We start from the raw sequence: 21,012 nt of genomic DNA on the forward strand, positions 1-21,012 counted from the left end.
CCCCCTGTAGAGGGCGGTATCGGCCTGTCGAAGGGCCTCTTCCATATCATGCGTGCCATGGAAAGGAGGCGAGATCCCGATGGTGACCGTGCAGCGCAGCGGATGACTGGAGCCAGCAACCGAGACCGCCTGGCTTGCAATGCCGGTGCGCAGCCGTTCTGCCAACTGTGTGGCGCCCCTGGTGTCCGTTTCCAGGCAAATGACTACGAATTCTTCGCCTCCAATGCGGCCTGTCAGGTCGCCGTGGCGTACGGTGGCGCGAAGCAATGCGGCCACGTGCCGCAGAACTTCATCCCCTGCCTGGTGTCCATGGGTGTCATTGATGCGCTTGAAATGGTCGACATCCATCAGTAGCAGGCATGTCGGCGCAGCGTTTCGGCTGTTGAAGTACAACTGCATCGCTTCTGAAATCCCTCTGCGATTGAGCAGATGGGTCATGGGATCGCGTGCCGCCATTGTGCGCAGGTCATCCGTCAGGCGCCGCAACACCAGCCAGACAATGGAGGGAGGCAGCACGGTCGCCAGGGTGGACATGTAAATGTAGAAAACCATCTGAAAGCGGCTTTCCATGTGCAGTGCTTCCAGGCCGCTGTCCATGATTTTCAAGAATTTCAATGCATTGAGCACACAGATGCCGCCAATCACAAAAGCAAAGAAAATCATTTCCCCGTAGAAATCCTTGGCAAAAGTGCGTAAGCCATAGATGACGTTCAGTGTCATGGCGAAGAAGAGCACTGCCGACATTGCTGCGAGCATCGCGTAGCGTGCCACAGGCCCGGCGCTCCAATGCACCAGCCATTGCGCCATGCCGTAGGCCACTGAAAACGCGATCAACGGGCGCCACACTGGAACGGGCTGCCCAAAAAAACGCATGGCACCGAGCCAGTAGGCGATGGGCGCTGCCAACGTGAGGGTGTGGTTGACCACGCTCATCACGCTCCAGGCGGGCTCTCCTTCAACCAACTGCAGCACATAGGCCGACCCCAGCAGGAGGTCGCCCAGGGCAAAGACATCCATTCCCATCCTGTTGCCTTGCAGGCGTCGGCTGATGAGCAAGAACATGACCGAAAAGCACAGCAGGTGTGCGCAGAGCATGCCGACGAGAATGGTTGCAACCATGGGGATGTCAGGTGGGAAGTGCTTTGTCTAAAAGGGTGTTGCCGGGCTGCGGCCACTGTCGCATCACCAGGAAAATGTTGGGTGCCAGGTGCATGCTTTGGCAATGCAGCCGACATGGGGGCTAGCAGATGGCCCAAGGTGCTTCGGCTGCTCTTGGCGAACAAGGCGTGCATGCGCTCGTGGGACCAGTCCATCGATGTGATGAAGGTGGCGGCGCGCTGCAGCTTCTGCATGGCTCGATCCCTGTCTTCATCTGATGTTGCCCCCAAATTCCCGCCCCCACCCTATTCGCAATAAAGCATCTGGTCAGCCGCTGCAGCCTGTTGCCGCCTGAACCCCCGAGGCGACCGCATTTTCAGCGAAGAATGCGGATGCACCTCGTTGAAGTGCTCGAAGGCAGCTGGCAGTTGTGCCACTACCGTCACCAAGCCACAGGCACGTCGGTAGCCATGGCTGGGCAAGTCGGCAATTTCCTGGCGCAGTTCGGCGAGCAGCCCTGCATCGTCGCTGGGTGTGCGATGGCTGCGGCCATCGGCCCAGTCTTCACCGCGCCCAATCAGGTCGGGCACATGCGAGCGCGCCAGCCCCATCATCCGCAGACCAGTTTTCACTGGTCGTCCCGGGCAACAAGGGCGAGCGCGCAATCCACTTTTTTCTGCGACGTACTCCACGGCTTCCTTGAGGATTTCGTTCTCCAAGGTCTTCTTGTCGAGCACGCGCTGCAGCTTGGCGATTTCTGCGCGTGCAGCCGCCAGCTCGGATGCCGGCACGACTGCCTCGCCAGCGGAGACGGCGGTCAAAGCACCCTGGCGTTCGAGCTTGCACCACTGGCACAGCAGTCCAGCGAAACGCCTTCCCGCCGAGCGACCAATGACACGCTCATGCCCGGTTCGTAGGTTCGGCGCACCAGCGCCGCCTTCTCTGTGAAGGGCCAGCGCCTGAGGCGCTGATCCTTCACGACTACCTCTATTGACTCCGTATGCTTAGTCATATGCACAGTCCTGTTCCTATCTCAGAAGACAAGCGATAGGGCGGGGCCGGGGAATTAAGGGGTTAACTCAGGGGCTGACAGCTGCAGAGCTGCCTTGGTTGTGGGCTGACCCCTGTATTCGTCTATTGAACGTAGAAGCTCTCCAGCTTTGCTTGGCTCGAGGACTGCTGCCATGTGCTTCACCACGATTGGCTCAAGAGCACCTTGCAGGTCAGAGACCGGGCGCGCTCACATCGTCCCGTCTGGATGCCGTAGCGAAACACCTGCCCTGCTGTCTGGCGAAGCGTGTGGGCAGTTTCGCGTGCCCCTCGTTTTTCGACCTTGCGGAGCACGCCCAGCAGCAGGGGAGGGGTGATCTCAGGAAGCAACATGCGGCCCACATGCGGGAACAGATCCTTGGACATGTTGCGCAGCCATTTCTCTGCGTAGGTGTCGCTCCATGCACCGGACTTGACGCCATGAAATTCAAGCGCGACAGCCTCAAAAGTGCTCTCCTGGGCATGGGCGAGGGCGAGCTTCTGGACTTGCTTTGCAAGGCTGGGGTCGATGCTGGATGCGAGCTGTTCTCTGGCTTCATCGCGGCGACGGCGGGCCTGGGCGAGTCCTACAGTGGGATACACCCCTAGTGCAAGCGTCTTCTGCTTGCCTGCAAAGCGGTACGCCATGCGCCAGTACTTGCCAGACTCCTTCACGTGCAGGTACAAGCCATGCCCATCGGAGTGCTTCGATCCAGCGCTCTTGCTGGGGTCGTGTCTGAGGGCTTTGATGAAGGTGTCTGTCAGGGGCATTCAGGTCGTGTTGGCATCTTGCGTGTCAAGTACACGGGATACCAACAAACATCCTGGATGTCCCCGGATGCCGTTGGACGGCTTTGAACGCTGGATGTCCTTGAAGCCCAAGGCCAGCGCCTATTCTTGGACTTCTTTGAACTTCTTGGGATGCCAGGATGGCCTGCCCGGAGGGACTCGAACCCCCGACCTATTGCTTAGAAGGAAATTGCTACATTTCAGCAACTTATTGAATTTGCTTGATTTTTCTACTCTAAAATATTTTTGGGAAATATTTTGGGAAAGTAGATGAAGAAAAAGCATAAGGAACTGAAATGAAAGAACTTTCTGTAATTAAGACAAACGTGGTGGGGGCTACGATTGTTCCTAGAGAGGGTAAAAAAGGGACTACCTATCAAGCCCGATTTTTGCGTGATGGCTTCCAGACTTCCAAGACATTCAAGACTCTTGATGAAGCCCAAGCATTCATTGTTGCTATCAATACCAGTCTCAAGAACAGAGAGCCTGTGAATCCTGCTTCTGTTGGTCGTTTGACACTTGGGCAAATCTTCTTGGACTACATCAGCAAGAATGAGTTAGGGCGTGAAGAACATAACAGAGTTGAGCGTCTTGCTGATGAACTAAAAGATGTTCCTCTTGAAAAATTTACAGAAGATAATTTTGAAAAATATCTTTTAGCGAAAAAAGATTCTTATGTTCCTGTTCCTTTGCACTATAAAAAGAAACATAAGAATTTCAATTCAAATAGAATCAATATTGATGGAATAGAGTATTACAATAAAAAGTATTCTTCAAGACATATTAGATCAATATTTTTTAGTATTAAAAAGGCTTTGAAGTGGCACGCTAAAAAATATAAATATGCTTTTAATGAAACACCTTTTAAAGAAGTAAAGACCCCTTCCGCTTGGGAAAAACCAAGAACAAGAGAGGTTGAACCTTTTGAATTTGATGCATTGTTAGATGCAACAAATGGACTTTATAGGAATCAAGAGCAAACAAGAATTATGCTCAAATTCTTGTATCTTTCCGCTTTCCGAATTGGTGAAACAATGCTTATAAAATGGAAAGATTTTTATGATGGTGCAAAAGGTGTTGAAAAGAATCCTCTTGCTTCATACATTCATATACCAAAAGAAAACCAAAAAACAGGCCATCACGACGGTGTGAATGATAGAAAAGCAGCGTTGAGGCCAGAACTTTATAAATTGATTACAGAGGAATTGATAAAGTTCAAAACAAGTGATGATGATTTGATGTTTCCTTTTTGGAAAAATGCTCATTACTTTTATACAAGATTCAAATCATTGTGTGCAAAGAAAAAAATTGAAGGTCTTACATTGCACGATTTTAGGCATACAGCGGTTAGTTGGTTCTATACGAACACTTGGCTGACAGACTTAGAAATTATGAGCATTACAGGCCATCTAGACGCTAATACATTGCGCAGATATGCAAAGTTTAGAAGTTCTTCAATTGGTCATAAAATCTCCGTAGGTTTGAATAAAACTTGACAAAAGTAATTTTATATATTATTAATAAAGAACGTCATAAGTTTTCCTTTCTAATTGTTTGTTTTATGTGCTTTGACGTATTAAGGAGATTGCCTCACTTGTGGGGCTTGAAAGAAAAGTGAAGTAGAAGTATTAAGGAGCCTAACGGCTCCTTTTTTTTTATTAAAAATCAAAATCCATATCAATTTCTTTTTCTTTTTCTGCTGCAATTTGCTGAATTAAATTATTCTTCTTTTCTTCATAACTCGCAGTTTCTTGTGATAATTTATCTAATGAATTTCTTTTAGAAGAAGTTAATTCAACAATTTTATTTTGATGTTCTCTCTCCAATTCTTGAAGCATTTCTTCTGAATTTTTTAATTTTACTTCTGATGTTTTATTTGATTTCTGCCTATAACTCTTGCCAACTCCACCGGCCATTTTATTTAATGAACCTTTTGCAAAATTCCTTTCAAATTCTTTTCCACCCTTGTGACTTAAATTAATATAATTGCCTTTTCTAAATTCTTTCAAATGCCCCGATTCTTTGAACTCTTTAAGAATTTGTTCACTTGATTTAGTTGAGTATTTACTTTCACTTAATGCATAAATTTTAAGAAGTTTTTCACTGATAAACCTAACATCTTTAAATACTTCCTTGAAATCTCTTGATTGCTCAATCTGACCTTTGGGTAAATCTGAAATTTTCTCTAACCCAAGACTAGACATTTTTTCTTGCCAGATTCCACGCAATTCATTTAAATCATAACTATGTTTTTTATTTCTTCTTGTGATTGCAATTTTTTGTTTTGCATAAGAAGAAGCATTTTCACCTGCCGCTGCATTTATGTCTTCACTTCTTTGTGAGAATGCTTTTCTTATTTCATCTGTTAATCCATTAACTTTAAAGTTATCTTTTCCATCATTTTCTATTTGAAGATTAAATTTATTCTGCAATCCTTTTGCTAATTCGCTTTGAAATACTTGGTCAAAGTAGTGCAATGTTTCTTGAAGTTTAGTTGCATCCCCACCTTTTTCTGTTGGTAATTCTTTTAATGTATGTTTGTAAAGTTTTCCATCTTTGCCCATACATAAAGGACTAATAACAATATGGCTGTGTTTATGGCAATCTGGAACATCACCAACAGACCTTGCTGTGTGGTGATCATAAATTGCAACCTTTATTCCTTCCGCTCTAACATATGTAGTTTTTCCATTTACCGTTTTTCTGTAATAAGTATTGTTTTCTATAGCGTCAACAGTATTAAATATTGCATCCCTCCAAATCTTATCAAAAAATTTTCTTTCTTCATCTGTTGCTCTATTTTCTAATATCGTCCAATCTTTAGGAGGTGCTGGAGTTAATTCTATTCCTTGATTTTTTTCATCATCACCCATCATTTTATGCAATGATTCTGTAGTCGTATTGGTTCCATAAGAACCGTCCCTAATTGACATTTTTCCAGCAAAAAAGCCTCTTTTATTATCCCCTTCTGAATTGTATTCATCTTTTGTATGCTTATCCAAATAGTCAGATTTTTTATTATTTGCAAATCCTATCATTTTTAATTCTCCTTATTTTTATTCTTTTGTATCCATTATATTAAGCATTGCTTCAAGATCATCTGATGGATTTACTATTGATGTTTCTTGAAGTTCCTCAATCTCTAGGCCGTCTGCTTGATTGATTTCCTCTTGAAGTTGTTCAGCCTCCGGGCTGTCCACTTGGGATACCAACTCAACCAGTTCAGGAGCCACCAAATCGGGGCTAGGCGCGATTTCTTGGGCCTGGCTAGGTGTTGGCACATCTTGAACAATTTCTTGTGTTTCTGTGGCTTCTAGTGCGTTCTGTGCCCTAGTTCTCTTTTTTAATCTAGCCAATTTATTTTTGTGCTTCTTTTGAAGTTCAGAAACATCAACAGGAGTTCTTATAAAAGTAAATACTTCTTCATATCCTTGAATGAAGTAATACATTTGAACCCCCAAGAACTTTTCATTTCTTAATTTTGCACCGCAATTTAAAGATAGTTCATTAGGTTTCATTACCTCTATATCGTGAACCTTTTTTTCAAAAACAGATGAAAATTTTCCATTTTCCTGCATTGTTTTTTTGATTAAAGTATCTTCAACAGTTGTTTTTCCAATTGTTTCTTTAATCAATGAAAAATCGGCTTCTGTCATTCTTCCCAAAACTTTATTGTGAAAAGCAGAATAAAAATTTAGTGGGTCTGCATTGAAGTTTTCTTTTATTTGTGCAAATCGTTGCAAAGCAACAATGCAGCGTATTCCTTTTGAACGTCCAACGTCTGGAAGTTTTAAAAAGGTTTCAATATCAACTGATGTAAGTTGAGGAAATTCATCAATTACAAAATATACTTTTCTTTTAAAAGGATTTGTATAATTTGGAGAAACAAGGAATCTTGAAGAAAGATTAATGATTGCAGAAATATAAGAATTACAAACATCTGCCTGATTGGGATTGTTTGTGAGAACTAAAAATTTTCTTGCTTTTTCTTTTAGTAGAAAATCTTCTTTAATATCTATGTGTCTTGCATCTTTCCAAAAATCTGCCAATATTTGAAATTTTTTAATGACGTTAATGCAAGAAGCAATAACAGACATTGTTGCTTTTGGATTGTCTGGATTGATATATGCAGCCGCTGCAGGATTGTGAGTCATTAAATAAGTATTTAAATCTCTTATTTGCTGCTCCGGTTCTTTGCTGAATAAATAAACAATAGAAATAAGAAATATGTTTGCCTCTGGATTGAATGAAAGAACTTCTTGAATTAATGCTCTAATAACTTCAATTGCACCTAAAATAAAATAATCATCATTCTTTTGCTTTGGCAAAAATGCTCTTACAAATGTATAGATGTTTTGTATTTCAAGATTTTTATCTTCATCTTTTATTAATGCAACAAAATTAATTGCGTGAATAGTTTCATCTTTTAAAGATGTGACGGCAATGTTATAGACTTGAGAAAAAGAAGAAACAAAATCTAATTCATCGCCTTTAGTATTATGAACAATGGAAATACTATTTTTTGTTAACGCTATATCTTTGTAAAAATGATTTATGATTACTGATTTACCTGAACCCGCGTCACCTGCAATAATCAATCCTTTTTCTTGACAAGCAACAGAATAATATTGACTTACATTTAATGGTTTTTCCGTTATAACTGATAAATCATTTGGTTTAACAATTGTTATTCCTTCATTCTTTGGAAATCCCGATGTTTTATTGAAATGTGATTCATATCTTTGAATTACATTCTCTTCATTGTTTACAGTTCTTCCAGATTTATAAACTCTTCTTGTTACTGGTTTTGTTATTAATTTAACAACCGTTAAAGATAGAGCCAATGGGATAAATATTGATAAGTAAAAACTTATCATCAACGTTTCTATTTTCTTAGTTCCATAAATTAATTGAGTTAAATAAATCATCCCTTCTCTATCTTTTGTGAAAAGATTCCAAATTATTTTTGGAATCGCTTCAAAATGATTGTTGAAAAGAAATGAAATAACAGGAAGTGAGAAAAGAATGAAAAATAGAAGTGTATTTGTAAAAATACTTCTAATATAAATTCTTGGAACTTCTGGAGTTAATTTATCATCGTGGAATGGGCTTTGAATTATTCTTGTTTTCATATATTGTCCTTATTATTCTTTTCATCGTAATGCTCAAAAGGTTGGTGAAATTCTTCTTCATCGTCTGAATCGTATTCATTAAAAATAATTCCTTGCTCTTTTAAATTTTGAAGAACATCTTCTTCTTTAATTTCATTATTAATATTCATATTGCCTCCTCCTTACTTTTTTTCATTCATTACTTTCAAGAATGAAGCAATGTTTTTTATGTTCGTGGAAATTATTTCTATGTTCTCTGAGTTTTTTTCAGATTGCTCTTTTATCTTTTCTTGCTCATTAACTTGTTTAATTAATTCAAGAAATAAATCATTTAGAGCCTCATTGAAAGAGCCAAGTTTTTTGTTTATTTTATGGCTTTCAATTTTTCCATAAACATACTCATTAAATCTAACAGTAACCGCTTTTTGCTTCATAGTTTTTCTCCTTATATTACTAACTATATAATTAGTTTTATATTAAAAAAAACTATAGTCAACTTGCGAAGCGTGGTTCAAAACTAAATTACTTAATGTTTTCAATACTTTGATAAACAAAAAATTCACTTATGAATTTTTATGAATTTTCGTGAACCACGAAAAAACCCAGCATTAGCAAGAGTTAAAGACAAAAACCATCGCGATTTACGTTAGTAAATTGCAAGTGTGTAAGAGGAAAAGGTAAGCTTTTTCGATAGGTATTCGGGGGTTTAGTTTCTTATACAGAGTAAGACTTGACTCTCTTAAACTCTCGCTGCAAGTTCTATGTCTTGCACAATGTACGAAAGTTGTTATTTAGGTTGTTAAATTAGTTGTTTTGTTTCTTGTTTGCTCTTTGTTTTGTGTAATGCACATACGCGCTTATTTTTGTTGGTTGACTTTATGTATATTTGTGCGAACATAAATAGATACATAACAACAAAAAGGAGCGCGTATGAAGATAAACAAAGAGCAAGTAAGAAACGTGTATTTAACAAGAGGAAAAGTAGAGATATACAAATATCAATACTTTGAACATGCCGTTGAAATTGGCGCGTTACGTTCGTTAGGAGTGAAGCACAGATTGATTGCTACACTTCTCAATGAATACATTACTGATAGAACAATAGATAGAGATGGCGTAGGCAGAATGTGGCGCAGATGGGAAGAATTAGGTTACATCACTGATGTTTTAAAAGAACAAATAGAAAGATATGCAGAGAGTCTTAAACGTGATGATGAAGAGGAAAATCAAACAAATTCACAGTGGAAAGATGTTTGATTTGATGAACGTAAGAAGCCCCAAGAATGGGGCTTTTTCTTTTGGTGTGTTGTGGAACGCTTCGCTATGAACTGCTACGCAGAACAGCCTGTCCACTTCGCCCCTTTGGGTGCTCGCTCTTAGTTCGTTGAGGAACGAACGGGAAACCTTGCCAGAATGGCAAAAACAGGGGCTAGGAGCGTTTTTTTTACTCTTACCCATGCCTACCCCTTAGCCACCCTAAAAAAATGCGTTATGGCTCGATCTGGTGGGTTGCTTGAAATCTATGGACGAAAAAAAAGCACCTCCGGGTGCTTGTTTTGTTTTGGACATTAGATTTTCTTCTTTGGCTGCTCAACTTTATCTTTTTTAATTTCTGAAAGAGTTTTAAAAACCTCCACTTCTCTTTCAATCAAAGAAATTTGTTCAAGAGGTATGTAAGAATAATAGTTATACCCTGCAAAACCATATCCTTTATATTGAGGAACACAAAAATAATCAACATTTCTTAAAAGAAATTTTTTACCTTTAAGTTCGTGATACTGCTCTCTTGTAATTTTGATTCTTTTATTATTATTTATATATTTTCCTTTTTTGTTGTTTGTTCTATTATACTAAACTAAAATAGAAAATAATCAAGCATTTTCAATGATTTATTTTAATTATTTTTAAAATAAAAAGCACCCGAAGGTGCTTATATTTAATTATTTGTCTTGTAAACATATTCACAAAGTTCTTTAATTAGTTTTTCATTTGGAAATTTGCTTGTGAATTCTTCAAAATATTCCATTGAGTTCATATATGAAATTATTTCTTTTTCCATAATTTCATATCCATCACCTTTGGATTTTTCATAAACACTGCAAAATAATTCAATATCAAAATAACTATTTATTTTAATATTGTCTTTAACTGCATCAATCATTTCTTTCATTGTAATTTTTTTCATATATTTTCCTTTTTTGTTGTTTGTTCTATTATACTAAACTAAAATATAAAATAATCAAGCGTTTTCAATGATTTATTTTAATTATTTTTAAAATAAAAAAGCACCCGAAGGTGCTTTAATTTTAATAAGTAAGAATTAATTCAAATCCACCATAGTAATTTCCAAATGTTGGATTGTATTGGCTTGGTGTTATTGAAATATCAAGAGGAAAAGTTCTTAACCTTCCCGACGATGTTTCAATAATGTATTTTCCATAAATTAGGCTTCCTGTGCTGCTAACAGTGTATTGTATTTTTGATGAATTATCATTATTTTTTAAATTAAAATATTGATTCGTACTTGTTAAGTCAATATCTTTAATGTCCACTTTAAATCTAGTGCTTTTACTGCAAATTATGTTTAAATCAACAGTTTTAAACTTTCCGCCAAGAGTGTCTTTTTTAACTGGATAGTCTGCACTATTAAAGTTAACCTTATCGTTACTAACAGATAGTAAACATCCGTTTTCTATATTTGCATTTAATTTAATATCAGCATTGTTTGCAAAAACAGATGTTGATATAAGCGCAATTGAAAATATTAAAAGTTTTTTCATTTTTCTTCCTTTTAGTTGTTACTTACTTAATTTACATAAAAATAAAAATAAAAAAAGCACCCGAAGGTGCTTATTTTCAATTTATTTATAAATAATGAATTGATAGCCCATAGAATAACAATCTCCATTAGCATAAGTTTTTTGTGTTACCCAACTTGGTAATGCTTCTCTTGTGACGAATCCCATACACCAATTAGCAAGAGATGGGTTCTCACTAAGGATGCCTCGTGCTATATAAGGTGGAACTGATGCACATTGAGAGCCGACCATATTCGCTACATTGGCAACTGTGCTATTTGTGGACGGTGAAGCCCCCATCCAAGTTGTTAAATTGCTCTTGTATTCATTACAAATAGGGCCAGATGGAGCCGGAGGGGGTGGAGGTGGTGGAGGTGGTGGAGGTGGTGGAGTTGGAATAACTTCACAATTATCATTTAAAGCAATCCATTCACCTACCTCCGTATTTCCATTGTTAAATTTAACAATTGTTCTTCTTTCATTAATTGAACCTGCTGCACCACCTCGACCTTGATAACCAGCAGGACAATTTAATGTTTGATACTCATATGTAATTACATAGTCATCAAATTTATGATTAATTTTTCCATTTGATTTTTTCAAGGTTTTATTAGTATCCTTCAAACTTATTGCAGCATTGCAAGTGCTATCACAAGACTCTTGCGCATAACTTGCATTAATTATTATAAAAATTGCAGGTAATAAAAATATTGTTTTTGTTTTCATAATGTCTCCTTTTTATTTTCTTGTTATGAATCTTCTTACTAAATACTCACTTAAAAAACAAAGTCTTTTGTTTTCAATTTGCCACACTCTTAAATCATGATGCATTGCAATCATAAGTAATGTAAATATTGATATAGAATAAATTACATAACTAATTTTATCATTGAAAAATAATGCAAACACTAAATCTAGTAGAGTGACAATTAAAAAGAAATTTCTTAAAAAGATATGTGTTTTCTGTCTTTGCTTCATATCTTCATTTGATAAACCATTTCTTTTCATAGAATCTTTGTAAGATTCTATTTTTTGTTCTGGAAATGCACTTTTAATCAAAGAACCTAGGATTTTTAAAGGCGCTAATATTATTGGAATAAGAAAAGCATTTTTTACTGAATTGATCATTCTGTCTTTAAATCTTCTTTTAAATGCCTTCTTTTCTTTTTGCCTACTTAATAAATCATCAAGTTTGATTTTTAGTTTTTCTTTTATCATAAAGTCTCCTTTGTTGTTGTTTGTTCTATTAGAATAAACTATATTGCAAAATAATCAAGCGTTATCAATAATTTATTTATTAAGCCGCTTTTTTAAATACATCATCCAACATTGAAATTACTTTATTTGCATTGATTCTAAAATTTGGATTATTTATTGATTTTGATTCAATATCTATGTTTGCAATAAAAACCATTTGATTTTTTGCAATGGAAAATTCAGTAATAATATTTTTTGCTTCTACAATAATTTTTCCAAGTGGTTTAACGTGAAGAAAACTATTTAAAAGAACTTGAAAAAATGCAATTTTTGCCAAATCTTCATCAATATCAACCATATAGACATCTATTGATTGATAGTGCGCGTCTGTAAATCCTTCAATATTCTTTAATTTTTGAAGTGAAGCAAGAATTAAAGAACCTGCTCCACACCCTCCAGGGTCAGAAATAACTTTACGTTTTTTCTCTTCAAACTCTTCAATTGATGAAGATGAATAAATCAAAGTTGCAAGCAATTTTGATACATCATTTGGCGTAAAATATTGACTTAAACGCTTATTAGAACTTTCATTTTCCTCAATAAAATTACTCATCAAATCATTGAATGCATCATCTTCTTTGATTACTTTAATCAAAAGATGCCCTAAATCATTAATTTCATTATGAAATTTTTTTAGAATTTCTTTTTTTACATGAATAGGCCCATAAGAATAGTTCATTGGCTGAACAATGCAATTTGTTGCTTCCAGCATCTTAAATGCAACTTGATAAATCAAAGAAATAGTTCTTGTTTCCTTAACACCCTCATTGTGAAATTTATTAATAATATTTGATAGATGTTTAAAAAATGTCTGCTTATTGGTCAATTCTTTCTTCATAAAATTCCTTTCATTGTTGCGATGAAATGAATTGTACGGAAAGAAATTTATTTTTATTTATTGATAAATTTACATTGTTATTTAAAACAAACAAATAAATATTTATTTTTAAAGAAGTTATTTCTTTAAATTGATTTGAATTTCTTCAAATTTCTTTGAGTTACCTTGAATTACCTGAACTTTTTTTTCTAAGTAAAAACACGATTGCATATACGTTGGAAACGTGGTATTTGCATTTTTCTGGAATCTTCCAGAACCAAGAACGAGCACCCGGAGGTGCGAAGTGGACAGGCTGTTCTGCGTAGCAGTTCATAGCGAAGCGTTTAAAGGGTCTACAAGCGTTTTTTTACTCTTACCCATGCCTACCCCTTAGCCACCCTAAAAAAATGCGTTATGGCTCGATCTGCTGGGTTGCTTGAAATCTATGGACGAAAAAAAAGCACCTCCGGGTGCTTGTTTTTTATTTACTCTTATTGATAAAAACTCATTTCTTGTTTATCTGCAGCAGTTGGTTTTATATTTGAAAAGTGAAGTACATTTAAAGTTTTATCTTCATAATCCACAAAAACATATTCAGTTATTCTTATATTCTTTTTTGTTCCATCTTTCAAAGTTATTTCTTTTTCTTCTTTGTAGGAAATTTCAAGCAATATACCTTTTTTAGTTGAATCAATAGTAAAAGTTAAATCTTTTATGGGTTCAGTATCAAGATAACCATTCTCCTTCAATCCTTTTATTTTATTTATAAATGACACACCATTTTTCTTGAAATTTAATTGCTCTTTTTTTGTTAATGGATTTTTTCCAAAAGTTATTACATCTTCTATTTTTATAACAGTCATATAGTCTCCTTATTTAGTTGTTATGTTTTACTTATAACATCTTATTTTTAAATTGCAACAATTATTTGCGTTATTTGTTTGCACAAATCAAATTAATTTCATTCAGCAGGAAAATTTGTTTTTAAAAATCGGTGCGCGAGGAAATTTATTTTTACATCATTCTTCAAGTTGAAGTTATCAATATATTTAATTTATTAGTTGATAATCTTAATATGTGCTTGCGCTAGAGTTTATATATCTATGTATCTTTAATCTTTAACTCATCTTTTAATCTCTGGCGTTTAGCATCGTTTTGCTTCGCAACCTCGCCTTACGCTTGGAGATTAAAAGCAAAGTCTCCCCTACCGCAGTTTAAAAAAACTTTGGGGACTTCGCTTATTCTGTCTTATATGTTTGTAATGTTCTTACGCCCGTTTGACCGAAAGCATTGATAACTTAATAGAGCGTATCAACTCGCAAATTCGTGAACTCTATTTCACACTAGCGGGGTTTTGCTTTAGTCTTCCCTTGTTGCTTTGCTAGTCTCCCATTCTTGCAACTTGTTATCTTTATATCGAACCGAGTCGGAGGACGCATAAATATAAAGAGTTCCGTGTAACTTCATCAATTGCCCCTTATGGCATCTTCAATTTAATTGCTCCGTGTAGCATCATTTTTTATCTTCTTTTATCAATCTTTTTTGCTGGCTTGCATTTCAATTACCAATAAAAAAACCACTCGTTTTAAAGCGAGTGGCTATGTGTTCTTGACTTATTCTAATATTATATGTATAAATTAATTAGAAAGTAAGTGAGGCGGCCTTGAAACGCTTTATCTTATGGGTAAAAACAAACTGGTCATTTGTTCTTACTTAATAAAAATAGCAAATCAATAATTGCTTGTCAAGAGGATAACTAGAAATAGTTATCCTTTTTTTATTGTTTTTATTATTAAAATACAAGTTTTGATGTAAATAAATAACGCAAATAATTGTTGCAATTTAAAATCAATAGTGTATATTATTATTTATAAACCATTATTTAAAGGAGACAATATGAAAAACAATTCAAAACTAAACGAATTTATGAAAGTGAACAATGATAGAAGAATCTATTTCACTCTAACAGAACCACAATTTAAAATTATTCAAGAGCATAGAGACTTGAAGAAATTAAAGTCAAGCAAGCATATGAAAATGCTGGTTGCTTGGGCTTTTTCAAATACTGAACGTATCAAGTCATTTGATAACTTCATTGAACAAAACAAGAAATCTATTTAAAGGAGAACAATTATGAAAATTACTGACAATCAGAAAAAAGAATTTAAACTTGGATTTATAAAATTTATTGCTGTACTTTTTGCTGTCCCTGTGATTTACTTTCTTTTTATGCTTCTTACACTAATTTAATTTAAGGAGGAATAATCATGGAATCAAATGAAAACCAAAAGAAAGCATTTAAAGCATTGAAATTCGGCATTGGAAAATTGCTTGTTCTTTTCTTTGCAATACCTGCAATGTATGTGATTTATATGCTTTTAACTGCATTGCCAATGGTCATGCATGTTATTGAATTTATATTTAAAAGGCTTACGGGCGCTCTTTAAGCAATCAACAATTTTCTTCACTATTCTTATTTAACAAAGAAAGTAAAAAATGAAATTAATAATAAAACTAAAAAGGAAACCTTATGAAAAAAATAATTATTTATGTATACGCTTTATTGTTTAGCACTTTTGCAAGTGCAGAAAGCATTTTCACTCATCCACCAACTGATAAGTTAGACCAAATTTTCGGTGCAATGTTTGGTGGCCTTGGTGTCTTTGGCACGAATGGCTCAAATCCATTTACTGCGCAACTGCAAGTTTTAAATGAAGCATTGTTAGTATTTGCAGGAATTATCACTGCATATCTTGTATTGAACTGGATAATAAAAACAGCACACGAAGGAGAAACAGGAAAAACTGCAGCGGGAGCGTGGCACTTAATTAGATATGTTATTGCCTGCGCTTCAATTATTCCTGTGCCAACATTAAATGGTTATACAACTGCTCAACTTCTTGTAGCAAAACCTATAAGTATTGGAATTTCTTTTGCTTATAACACTGCAAACTATGCATTTAATGCTACTTCAATGAAAGAGATTGCTACATCAAACCTTTCATTGCAAAAAGTTGATAGTGTTGCTCACAATCTATTTTTAAGTGCTGTTTGTGTTAATGCTTATGAAGATTTTTATAAGCAAAATACTTTTGCAAATTCTTCTGGGAATCAAGTTCCAAAATTTGGCATAACAACAGAAAAAGGAATATTTACAGATGATATTCACTTTGGACAAGTTAGCAAATTTGGACAATACGAAAAAGACACTTGCGGAACTTATTCAATTCATCGTTATGAGTCAAATAGAAGAGTAGTTAAAGGCTCTAATTATGATAGTGATGTAATTGATGGTTTGATTAGTGTAAACAATGGAAAACTTGCTGCTAAATTATTTAATGATGTTAATAAATTAGCAAAAGAATTTATGACAAAAAGAGACCTTGCAACATATCAAAAAGCAATTGATGCAGGGGCTGAATATAGTAAGAACTCAAGAGAATACGCATTCAATCTAGTTAAGAATGATACGAAAATTGAACAAATGCTTAACGCTGTAAAAGTAGATGGTTCTTTATATGTCGGCGCTTACTATATGAGAATCACTGATTTGCAATCAAAAACCAATGCTGCAATTGCAAGAATCCCGTCTGCAACAGGCATAAAAAAGATTGATCCATCTTTATCTAGTGAGATTTTTTCGCAATATATCCAGCCGATCAATGGATATGTGAATCAATTAAATTCTCCAATGGCAACTTTTGGAATTAACACAATAAATGGAAATCAAGATTCTAGTTGGTGGGAAGGTATTAAAGCAAGTGTAAAAGGTGACCCGAATGTTATTTTAAAGAAGATGATTTCATCTGGAACTGAACCATTTATTTTTAATGAAAAAGACAATCTTGTAACTTCTATGCAATCATTAGGTGCATGGGCATTAGCTTTTACTGCCGCGTTAACAATGACAACTGGCTTTATTGTTTTATTCTTTGGAATTCACAATGGGGTTACGGCATTTTCAATGCATGTTTTAGAATTGTTTGGAACTCCTTTAGGAATTTTTGGTAGTGCTCTTTTATTTATCACACCTATGATTCCATTTTATGTTTATATTGGAGCAATGATTACTTGGATATGTTCAGCAACTGCAACAATATTAATTGCAAACTTTATTCCTGTTTGCATGATGTTTGCGGGCAGTAATTCAATGGGGCAAGCATCAAATGCATTTAAACAATTATTATCTATTGTCTTTAAACCTTCATTGTTAGTTATTTCATTCACTGCGGCAATTGTTTTAACTAATTTATTAGGTCAAGCAATAATGCCAATTTTTATGAGTGTTTGGAACTTATCACAGGACAATTCAAGCATTGTTACTTATTTATTTTCATTATTATTTATGATTGCTTCTTATTCCTTATTTGGTTCATATTTGATTCTTCAAATTAATTTAATTTGCCATAAATTACCAGACCAAATGATTAGTTTTTTAGGCGGAAGCGGTACGATTATGTCCGGTGAAGCAAGTTCATTCGGTGCTGCTGGTGGCTCATTTGCAGGCGGTTTGGCCGGTGGTGCGATAGGTTCATCAATTAAGAGCCTGGATGAAATGAGGAAGAAAAATGAAGAAATGGATGAAAAAGGGTCTACAAGCGCTTTAAAGAACAAAGCAATGGGTAACACTAGCCCAAGCGGTTCGGGCGATTCTGGGGCCTCTGGTGGCGTTGCAGGTAGAGGAAAGAATGCTAATTCTTTATCTTCTGCAATGAATGCAAGTTCTGCAGGTGATTCTTCCGATAATGAATTAGATGCAGATAATGAAAACAAGCATAGTTTTGAAGATTTCAATATTGATGATTATGAAGATTTAAATAAATCAACAAAAGATAATCAACATTTTGAACCATACCAAAGTGCTTATGATGCTTTTAAAAATGAAAATCCTAACGCAACTGAAACAGAAGCAAAGTTTTATGCAACTGATAGTGCTATAAGTTGGAAATATGGTGCAGGCGCTGGAAAGGCTGTTGCTGCTGCTGGTGGTGGTTCTTACAATAATGACGATGCAAAATTTCTTTATAAAATGTATGACACTGCTTCAATTTCAAATTTTAAAAGAAGTGAATTAAAAAACATTTCAAAAGAAATTAATGACAATAATTTAAAGGGAGATGAAGCATTGCAATCATTCTCCAAAAATTTTGCAAAAATCCAAAATAAAAAGATTGAAGAATATAAAAATGAAAGTAATGGTTTTTCTGAATAAATTTTGAACGAAAAAAAAGGCTCCTCCGGGAGCCTTCTTTTATTGGTGCAAATTTTATTGTGCTGCTGTGGGCTTGGGTTTTTCTTCCTTAGTCTTGTAAAGAATGGCTGATTTTTTTGCAGGAACCATTTTCTTGAAGGCATCAAATTGCTTTTTCATTGTTGCCTTGATGGTTTCACCTTCTTTTTCCATCAGTTCTTTAACCTCTGGTGTCTGAATCTGATATTCAAAAATTTCATCAATGCTATCTACCAATTCAAAGATAGACAAAAGTTTGATTTTTGTATCTTTGTTGTATGCAAGATATTCTTTGCAATATGCACTAGGACGAATTGATGTGCTCTTATAAATTTTGAAAATTTCAAAACCGCTTGCCTTTGTTGCTTTTTCTTCTGCTGGTTTTGTTACTTCAATTTTTTGAGCATACATTGTTTTGATTCCTTCACCAAAAATTTCTTCCGGTGTGACATTGTGGAATGTCACCATATCTTTAATTTTCAAAATCTCTGCACCACGTTGGCGTTTGATTTTGTTGCGCTGCAGAAAAAGTTGTGCATGTTCAGCCTCTTCATCTTCTGTAAGTCCAAGAGAATCAGCCTTTTTTACCAATTCTTGATAACGCTTTTCAATCTCTTTTGCCTTATCAACTTCCAGTGAAGCAACAGGATTTGTCTCTACTGCAACAACTGGCGCAATGGCTTGTGTTGCTGTGGTTTCAGTTGTTTGTTCTGCTGTTGTCATAGAAGCCTTCTTTGCATTAGCCATTGCATTTTCCTTTGTGCAATAGATTGATGAAAATTAAAACGTGAGTGAATTATAAGTTAATTTAAAAACTGCAGTCAACAACTTTTTAAATAAATTTTCAAAATTGTTTGGATGTAAAAAAAGCACCTCGCGGGTGCTTATTTTCTTTGTAGTCATTAGATTTTCTTCTTCTTTGTTGACTGAATTTTTTCTTTTGGAATTTCTGCAATAGTCTTTAAAAGCTGACTCTCTCTATTCTCTCTATATTCATTTAAAAACATAAAATGAACATCAATTTCCTCATCTTCTTCACCGCTAAACAATCTTCCTTTAATATTTTTGCATTGATAGCCTAATTCAATATATCTACTGACAAAATCTTTATCTTTTATTAATTCATTTATTGTTTCAATAATTGCATCATTCTCTCTTTGATAATCATCACCTATAGCAATCAAGTAACTTATTTCACAATCTATTTTTGCCGCATTATCAATTAAATCCATATAAATATCATAAAAACTATAATGAATTGCATTAATTGCAACTTTTTGAATATTGCTTTTATTACCTGTTTTTAATGCTATTTTTGATAAATTTCTCATAAAATCTTTATTTTCTAGTAAATAGTAACTTGCAAATTCGAAATGTGAAAAATCTTCTTTTATTAAATGTGTCATTAAATCTATATTATTTATTTTGCTATTTCTGTTGCTATAAACACCGGCCTTTACAGCGTTGTAAATTATATTTTTATTATTTATTCCATATTTTTTAAGTTTTCCCCAATCTTTTTTTACGTGTTTTCCTTGTTGAAAATACTCAATCGCATTAAAAGAACCATTTCTATTTATGTAATGTTTATTTGTTTTTTTAAGCAGCCTTTTTTCATATCTTGATTTATCTTTTTTGTAAAATTCCGACAACTCAAAGTTATTCAATGCATTTATTTTTTTGAGTTTTTGCAATTTTTCTTTTTTTAGTTCAACATCAAGAGATTTTTCTTTATATTTTTTTGGAATATATTTGAGAAAATTCATCAATGACAATAAAGAATAAGCAATGCAATTAAAAATATATTTTAATATTTCTATCGATAACTCTTTTAAAATTGAAAAGATAGAATTATTGCCTAAACCTATTTTATTTCTAGAAACGTATTCACTATAATAATCCGTCGAATCTAACGACACTTCATTACAAATATCTTTAAAATCACTGCAAATGTAGTCTTCTTTTTTTATTTTTTTATTAAACATAACTATTCTCCTTTATTGTTTTTATATCACTCTTTGGCTTTTCATTAATAAATACAAAGAAATTAATGAAATAATAAAAAGTATCAAATATGGTTCGTATGGAATTTTTTGGTATTCGTTCACCAACATAACAATAGCGTCAAAAACCAGTAACAACAATGCATATACTTCATATTTTTTTAATTTTTTGCTTTCCTTTCTAAATCTATCTTCTTCATCTATTTGACAAACTAATTTATCAAAATCTATATTGTTTTTTTCTTCTTTCATAATTAATCTACTTTGTTTTTATTGAAGCAATGATTTTCCATTTTTTGCAGCCTCTATGCAGTCTTTTAGCATTCTTATTGCGTCTATTTTTCTAGTTTTTTCATCAACATAATTTGTTGACATTGCATTTATTATTACTCCATCTGATTCTTCTGAAAATTCAATTGAGCAAGAATAGAAATCACCTGAAATAAATATTATTGGATAAAGTATCGTAAAATCCAAGAACCCTTGATAAATACATTTAATTTTGTTTTTTTGTTTGCTCATAATTACTCTCCTTTTTCTTCTTTATACTTATATTCAATTGTTTTTTGCTTATTTTTTAAGTTATTTTTAATTCTCTGTCTTATTGATTTCATCTGGAAATCTTTAAGATAGTTAGATACAGTCTTTTGAGAAACACCTAACTTATTTGCAATCTCTTGCTGCGTTAAGTTTTCATTCAAATACATATCTAAAGCAATTGATTGATTGGCTTGTCTATTAAAGTTTTTTGCGTTTGCAAGACCTGCTTTTTTTGCTCTATCACTTTTATTCATTGGCTCTCCTTATTATTTAGTTTGTTCTAATAGAATAATCTAAATAATATTTAAGTCAACTTATATTTAGAAATTAATTAAGATTG

Annotated in this window: 22 protein-coding genes, 1 tRNA gene and 1 pseudogene; 5 read left to right on the forward strand and 19 right to left on the reverse strand. The window is 34.7% G+C overall.

All coding sequences use genetic code 11. The features are described 5' to 3' along the window. The 4 genes and pseudogenes from DTS01S_RS11580 to DTS01S_RS30375 all read right to left on the reverse strand — a co-directional run. Positions 1–1,119 (reverse strand): sensor domain-containing diguanylate cyclase (locus tag DTS01S_RS11580; protein WP_255247317.1); only part of this gene is annotated, 1,119 nt, incomplete at its 3' end. Between the two features lie 422 nt (positions 1,120–1,541). After that, a pseudogene (locus DTS01S_RS29565) lies at positions 1,542–2,110 on the reverse strand (transposase); the annotation flags it as partial. Between the two features lie 179 nt (positions 2,111–2,289). Beyond that, entirely contained in the window at positions 2,290–2,898 is a 609-nt protein-coding gene (locus tag DTS01S_RS11590; protein WP_254787931.1) for a tyrosine-type recombinase/integrase, read from the reverse strand. A 159-nt stretch (positions 2,899–3,057) separates the two neighbouring features. Continuing rightward, a tRNA-Arg gene (locus tag DTS01S_RS30375) sits at positions 3,058–3,124 on the reverse strand. Positions 3,125–3,212: 88 nt separating this feature from the next. On the opposite strand from DTS01S_RS30375, the gene DTS01S_RS29570 reads away from it, so the two are divergent. Further along, the gene (locus tag DTS01S_RS29570) at positions 3,213–4,412 is read left to right on the forward strand and encodes a tyrosine-type recombinase/integrase (RefSeq protein ID WP_082774902.1); all 1,200 of its coding nucleotides are present in this window, start codon (positions 3,213–3,215) and stop codon (positions 4,410–4,412) included. A gap of 162 nt (positions 4,413–4,574) precedes the next feature. Here the strand turns inward: DTS01S_RS29570 and mobF are convergent, their stop codons facing one another. Genes mobF through DTS01S_RS30385 form a run of 4 tightly spaced genes read right to left on the reverse strand, consistent with a single transcriptional unit; the run spans position 4,575 to position 8,461 of the window. Then, a complete protein-coding gene (gene mobF / locus DTS01S_RS29575) occupies positions 4,575–5,954 on the reverse strand; it encodes a MobF family relaxase (RefSeq protein WP_082774908.1) in 1,380 nt (459 codons plus the stop codon). 18 nt (positions 5,955–5,972) lie between these two features. Then, a complete protein-coding gene (locus tag DTS01S_RS29580) occupies positions 5,973–8,048 on the reverse strand; it encodes a type IV secretory system conjugative DNA transfer family protein (RefSeq protein WP_082774909.1) in 2,076 nt (691 codons plus the stop codon). Further along, a complete protein-coding gene (locus DTS01S_RS30380; RefSeq protein WP_156493769.1) occupies positions 8,045–8,197 on the reverse strand; it encodes a hypothetical protein in 153 nt (50 codons plus the stop codon). The genes DTS01S_RS29580 and DTS01S_RS30380 overlap by 4 nt, the downstream gene beginning before the upstream one ends. Before the next feature lie 12 nt (positions 8,198–8,209). Continuing rightward, the gene (locus DTS01S_RS30385; protein WP_139223818.1) at positions 8,210–8,461 is read right to left on the reverse strand and encodes a hypothetical protein; all 252 of its coding nucleotides are present in this window, start codon (positions 8,459–8,461) and stop codon (positions 8,210–8,212) included. Positions 8,462–8,957: 496 nt separating this feature from the next. On the opposite strand from DTS01S_RS30385, the gene DTS01S_RS30390 reads away from it, so the two are divergent. Next, positions 8,958–9,284, forward strand: coding sequence for a hypothetical protein (locus DTS01S_RS30390; RefSeq protein WP_139223817.1), 327 nt, complete (start codon positions 8,958–8,960; stop codon positions 9,282–9,284). A 679-nt stretch (positions 9,285–9,963) separates the two neighbouring features. Here the strand turns inward: DTS01S_RS30390 and DTS01S_RS30395 are convergent. The 6 genes from DTS01S_RS30395 to DTS01S_RS30410 form a co-directional block, all read right to left on the reverse strand. Next, positions 9,964–10,212 (reverse strand): hypothetical protein, encoded by a 249-nt coding sequence (locus tag DTS01S_RS30395; protein WP_139223816.1) that lies wholly within the window; start codon positions 10,210–10,212, stop codon positions 9,964–9,966. 121 nt (positions 10,213–10,333) lie between these two features. Then, positions 10,334–10,807 (reverse strand): hypothetical protein, encoded by a 474-nt coding sequence (locus DTS01S_RS30400; RefSeq protein ID WP_139223815.1) that lies wholly within the window; start codon positions 10,805–10,807, stop codon positions 10,334–10,336. An 81-nt stretch (positions 10,808–10,888) separates the two neighbouring features. Continuing rightward, the gene (locus tag DTS01S_RS29585) at positions 10,889–11,551 is read right to left on the reverse strand and encodes a hypothetical protein (RefSeq protein WP_139223814.1); all 663 of its coding nucleotides are present in this window, start codon (positions 11,549–11,551) and stop codon (positions 10,889–10,891) included. Between the two features lie 12 nt (positions 11,552–11,563). Continuing rightward, positions 11,564–12,043, reverse strand: coding sequence for a hypothetical protein (locus DTS01S_RS30405; protein WP_139223813.1), 480 nt, complete (start codon positions 12,041–12,043; stop codon positions 11,564–11,566). 79 nt (positions 12,044–12,122) lie between these two features. Beyond that, a complete protein-coding gene (locus DTS01S_RS29590; protein WP_082774903.1) occupies positions 12,123–12,920 on the reverse strand; it encodes an N-6 DNA methylase in 798 nt (265 codons plus the stop codon). A 470-nt stretch (positions 12,921–13,390) separates the two neighbouring features. Then, complete coding sequence (locus DTS01S_RS30410) at positions 13,391–13,762, reverse strand: hypothetical protein (protein WP_139223812.1); 372 nt, start codon at positions 13,760–13,762, stop codon at positions 13,391–13,393. 1,033 nt (positions 13,763–14,795) lie between these two features. On the opposite strand from DTS01S_RS30410, the gene DTS01S_RS30415 reads away from it, so the two are divergent. From DTS01S_RS30415 to DTS01S_RS29595, 3 genes are all read left to right on the forward strand, one after another. Then, positions 14,796–15,020, forward strand: a complete 225-nt coding sequence (locus DTS01S_RS30415; RefSeq protein WP_139223811.1) for a hypothetical protein — start codon at positions 14,796–14,798, stop codon at positions 15,018–15,020. A 146-nt stretch (positions 15,021–15,166) separates the two neighbouring features. Further along, entirely contained in the window at positions 15,167–15,346 is a 180-nt protein-coding gene (locus DTS01S_RS30420; RefSeq protein WP_139223810.1) for a hypothetical protein, read from the forward strand. 83 nt (positions 15,347–15,429) lie between these two features. Then, positions 15,430–18,111: a DotA/TraY family protein gene (locus DTS01S_RS29595; protein WP_082774910.1), complete on the forward strand. Its 2,682-nt coding sequence runs from the start codon at positions 15,430–15,432 to the stop codon at positions 18,109–18,111. Positions 18,112–18,165: 54 nt separating this feature from the next. Here DTS01S_RS29595 and DTS01S_RS30425 read toward each other — a convergent pair whose 3' ends face one another. The 5 genes from DTS01S_RS30425 to DTS01S_RS29600 all read right to left on the reverse strand — a co-directional run bounded on the left by DTS01S_RS30425 (position 18,166) and on the right by DTS01S_RS29600 (position 20,926). Further along, complete coding sequence (locus tag DTS01S_RS30425) at positions 18,166–18,876, reverse strand: hypothetical protein (RefSeq protein ID WP_139223809.1); 711 nt, start codon at positions 18,874–18,876, stop codon at positions 18,166–18,168. A gap of 155 nt (positions 18,877–19,031) precedes the next feature. Next, entirely contained in the window at positions 19,032–20,114 is a 1,083-nt protein-coding gene (locus DTS01S_RS30430) for a hypothetical protein (RefSeq protein WP_139223808.1), read from the reverse strand. A gap of 21 nt (positions 20,115–20,135) precedes the next feature. Then, entirely contained in the window at positions 20,136–20,384 is a 249-nt protein-coding gene (locus DTS01S_RS30435; protein ID WP_139223807.1) for a hypothetical protein, read from the reverse strand. A gap of 18 nt (positions 20,385–20,402) precedes the next feature. Then, complete coding sequence (locus tag DTS01S_RS30440; RefSeq protein WP_139223806.1) at positions 20,403–20,654, reverse strand: hypothetical protein; 252 nt, start codon at positions 20,652–20,654, stop codon at positions 20,403–20,405. A 2-nt stretch (positions 20,655–20,656) separates the two neighbouring features. Continuing rightward, positions 20,657–20,926: a sigma factor-like helix-turn-helix DNA-binding protein gene (locus tag DTS01S_RS29600; RefSeq protein WP_082774904.1), complete on the reverse strand. Its 270-nt coding sequence runs from the start codon at positions 20,924–20,926 to the stop codon at positions 20,657–20,659. Positions 20,927–21,012: the final 86 nt, after the last annotated feature.

The sequence above is a fragment of the Delftia tsuruhatensis NBRC 16741 genome (assembly GCF_001571325.1).
Lineage (GTDB): Bacteria > Pseudomonadota > Gammaproteobacteria > Burkholderiales > Burkholderiaceae_C > Comamonas > Comamonas tsuruhatensis.

What these genes read in the sequence shown, in the direction of transcription:
- DTS01S_RS30380 (WP_156493769.1), bottom strand. Translation starts at nt 8,197, where the DNA reads ATGAATATTAATAATGAAATTAAAGAAGAAGATGTTCTTCAAAATTTA.
- DTS01S_RS29585 (WP_139223814.1), bottom strand. Translation starts at nt 11,551, where the DNA reads ATGAAAACAAAAACAATATTTTTATTACCTGCAATTTTTATAATAATT.
- DTS01S_RS30390 (WP_139223817.1), top strand. Translation starts at nt 8,958, where the DNA reads ATGAAGATAAACAAAGAGCAAGTAAGAAACGTGTATTTAACAAGAGGA.
- DTS01S_RS29580 (WP_082774909.1), bottom strand. Translation starts at nt 8,048, where the DNA reads ATGAAAACAAGAATAATTCAAAGCCCATTCCACGATGATAAATTAACT.
- DTS01S_RS29570 (WP_082774902.1), top strand. Translation starts at nt 3,213, where the DNA reads ATGAAAGAACTTTCTGTAATTAAGACAAACGTGGTGGGGGCTACGATT.
- DTS01S_RS30420 (WP_139223810.1), top strand. Translation starts at nt 15,167, where the DNA reads ATGGAATCAAATGAAAACCAAAAGAAAGCATTTAAAGCATTGAAATTC.
- DTS01S_RS30415 (WP_139223811.1), top strand. Translation starts at nt 14,796, where the DNA reads ATGAAAAACAATTCAAAACTAAACGAATTTATGAAAGTGAACAATGAT.
- DTS01S_RS30400 (WP_139223815.1), bottom strand. Translation starts at nt 10,807, where the DNA reads ATGAAAAAACTTTTAATATTTTCAATTGCGCTTATATCAACATCTGTT.
- DTS01S_RS29590 (WP_082774903.1), bottom strand. Translation starts at nt 12,920, where the DNA reads ATGAAGAAAGAATTGACCAATAAGCAGACATTTTTTAAACATCTATCA.
- DTS01S_RS29595 (WP_082774910.1), top strand. Translation starts at nt 15,430, where the DNA reads ATGAAAAAAATAATTATTTATGTATACGCTTTATTGTTTAGCACTTTT.
- DTS01S_RS29600 (WP_082774904.1), bottom strand. Translation starts at nt 20,926, where the DNA reads ATGAATAAAAGTGATAGAGCAAAAAAAGCAGGTCTTGCAAACGCAAAA.
- DTS01S_RS30430 (WP_139223808.1), bottom strand. Translation starts at nt 20,114, where the DNA reads ATGTTTAATAAAAAAATAAAAAAAGAAGACTACATTTGCAGTGATTTT.
- DTS01S_RS30405 (WP_139223813.1), bottom strand. Translation starts at nt 12,043, where the DNA reads ATGATAAAAGAAAAACTAAAAATCAAACTTGATGATTTATTAAGTAGG.
- DTS01S_RS30425 (WP_139223809.1), bottom strand. Translation starts at nt 18,876, where the DNA reads ATGGCTAATGCAAAGAAGGCTTCTATGACAACAGCAGAACAAACAACT.
- DTS01S_RS11590 (WP_254787931.1), bottom strand. Translation starts at nt 2,898, where the DNA reads ATGCCCCTGACAGACACCTTCATCAAAGCCCTCAGACACGACCCCAGC.
- mobF (WP_082774908.1), bottom strand. Translation starts at nt 5,954, where the DNA reads ATGATAGGATTTGCAAATAATAAAAAATCTGACTATTTGGATAAGCAT.
- DTS01S_RS30385 (WP_139223818.1), bottom strand. Translation starts at nt 8,461, where the DNA reads ATGAAGCAAAAAGCGGTTACTGTTAGATTTAATGAGTATGTTTATGGA.
- DTS01S_RS30410 (WP_139223812.1), bottom strand. Translation starts at nt 13,762, where the DNA reads ATGACTGTTATAAAAATAGAAGATGTAATAACTTTTGGAAAAAATCCA.
- DTS01S_RS30440 (WP_139223806.1), bottom strand. Translation starts at nt 20,654, where the DNA reads ATGAGCAAACAAAAAAACAAAATTAAATGTATTTATCAAGGGTTCTTG.
- DTS01S_RS30435 (WP_139223807.1), bottom strand. Translation starts at nt 20,384, where the DNA reads ATGAAAGAAGAAAAAAACAATATAGATTTTGATAAATTAGTTTGTCAA.
- DTS01S_RS30395 (WP_139223816.1), bottom strand. Translation starts at nt 10,212, where the DNA reads ATGAAAAAAATTACAATGAAAGAAATGATTGATGCAGTTAAAGACAAT.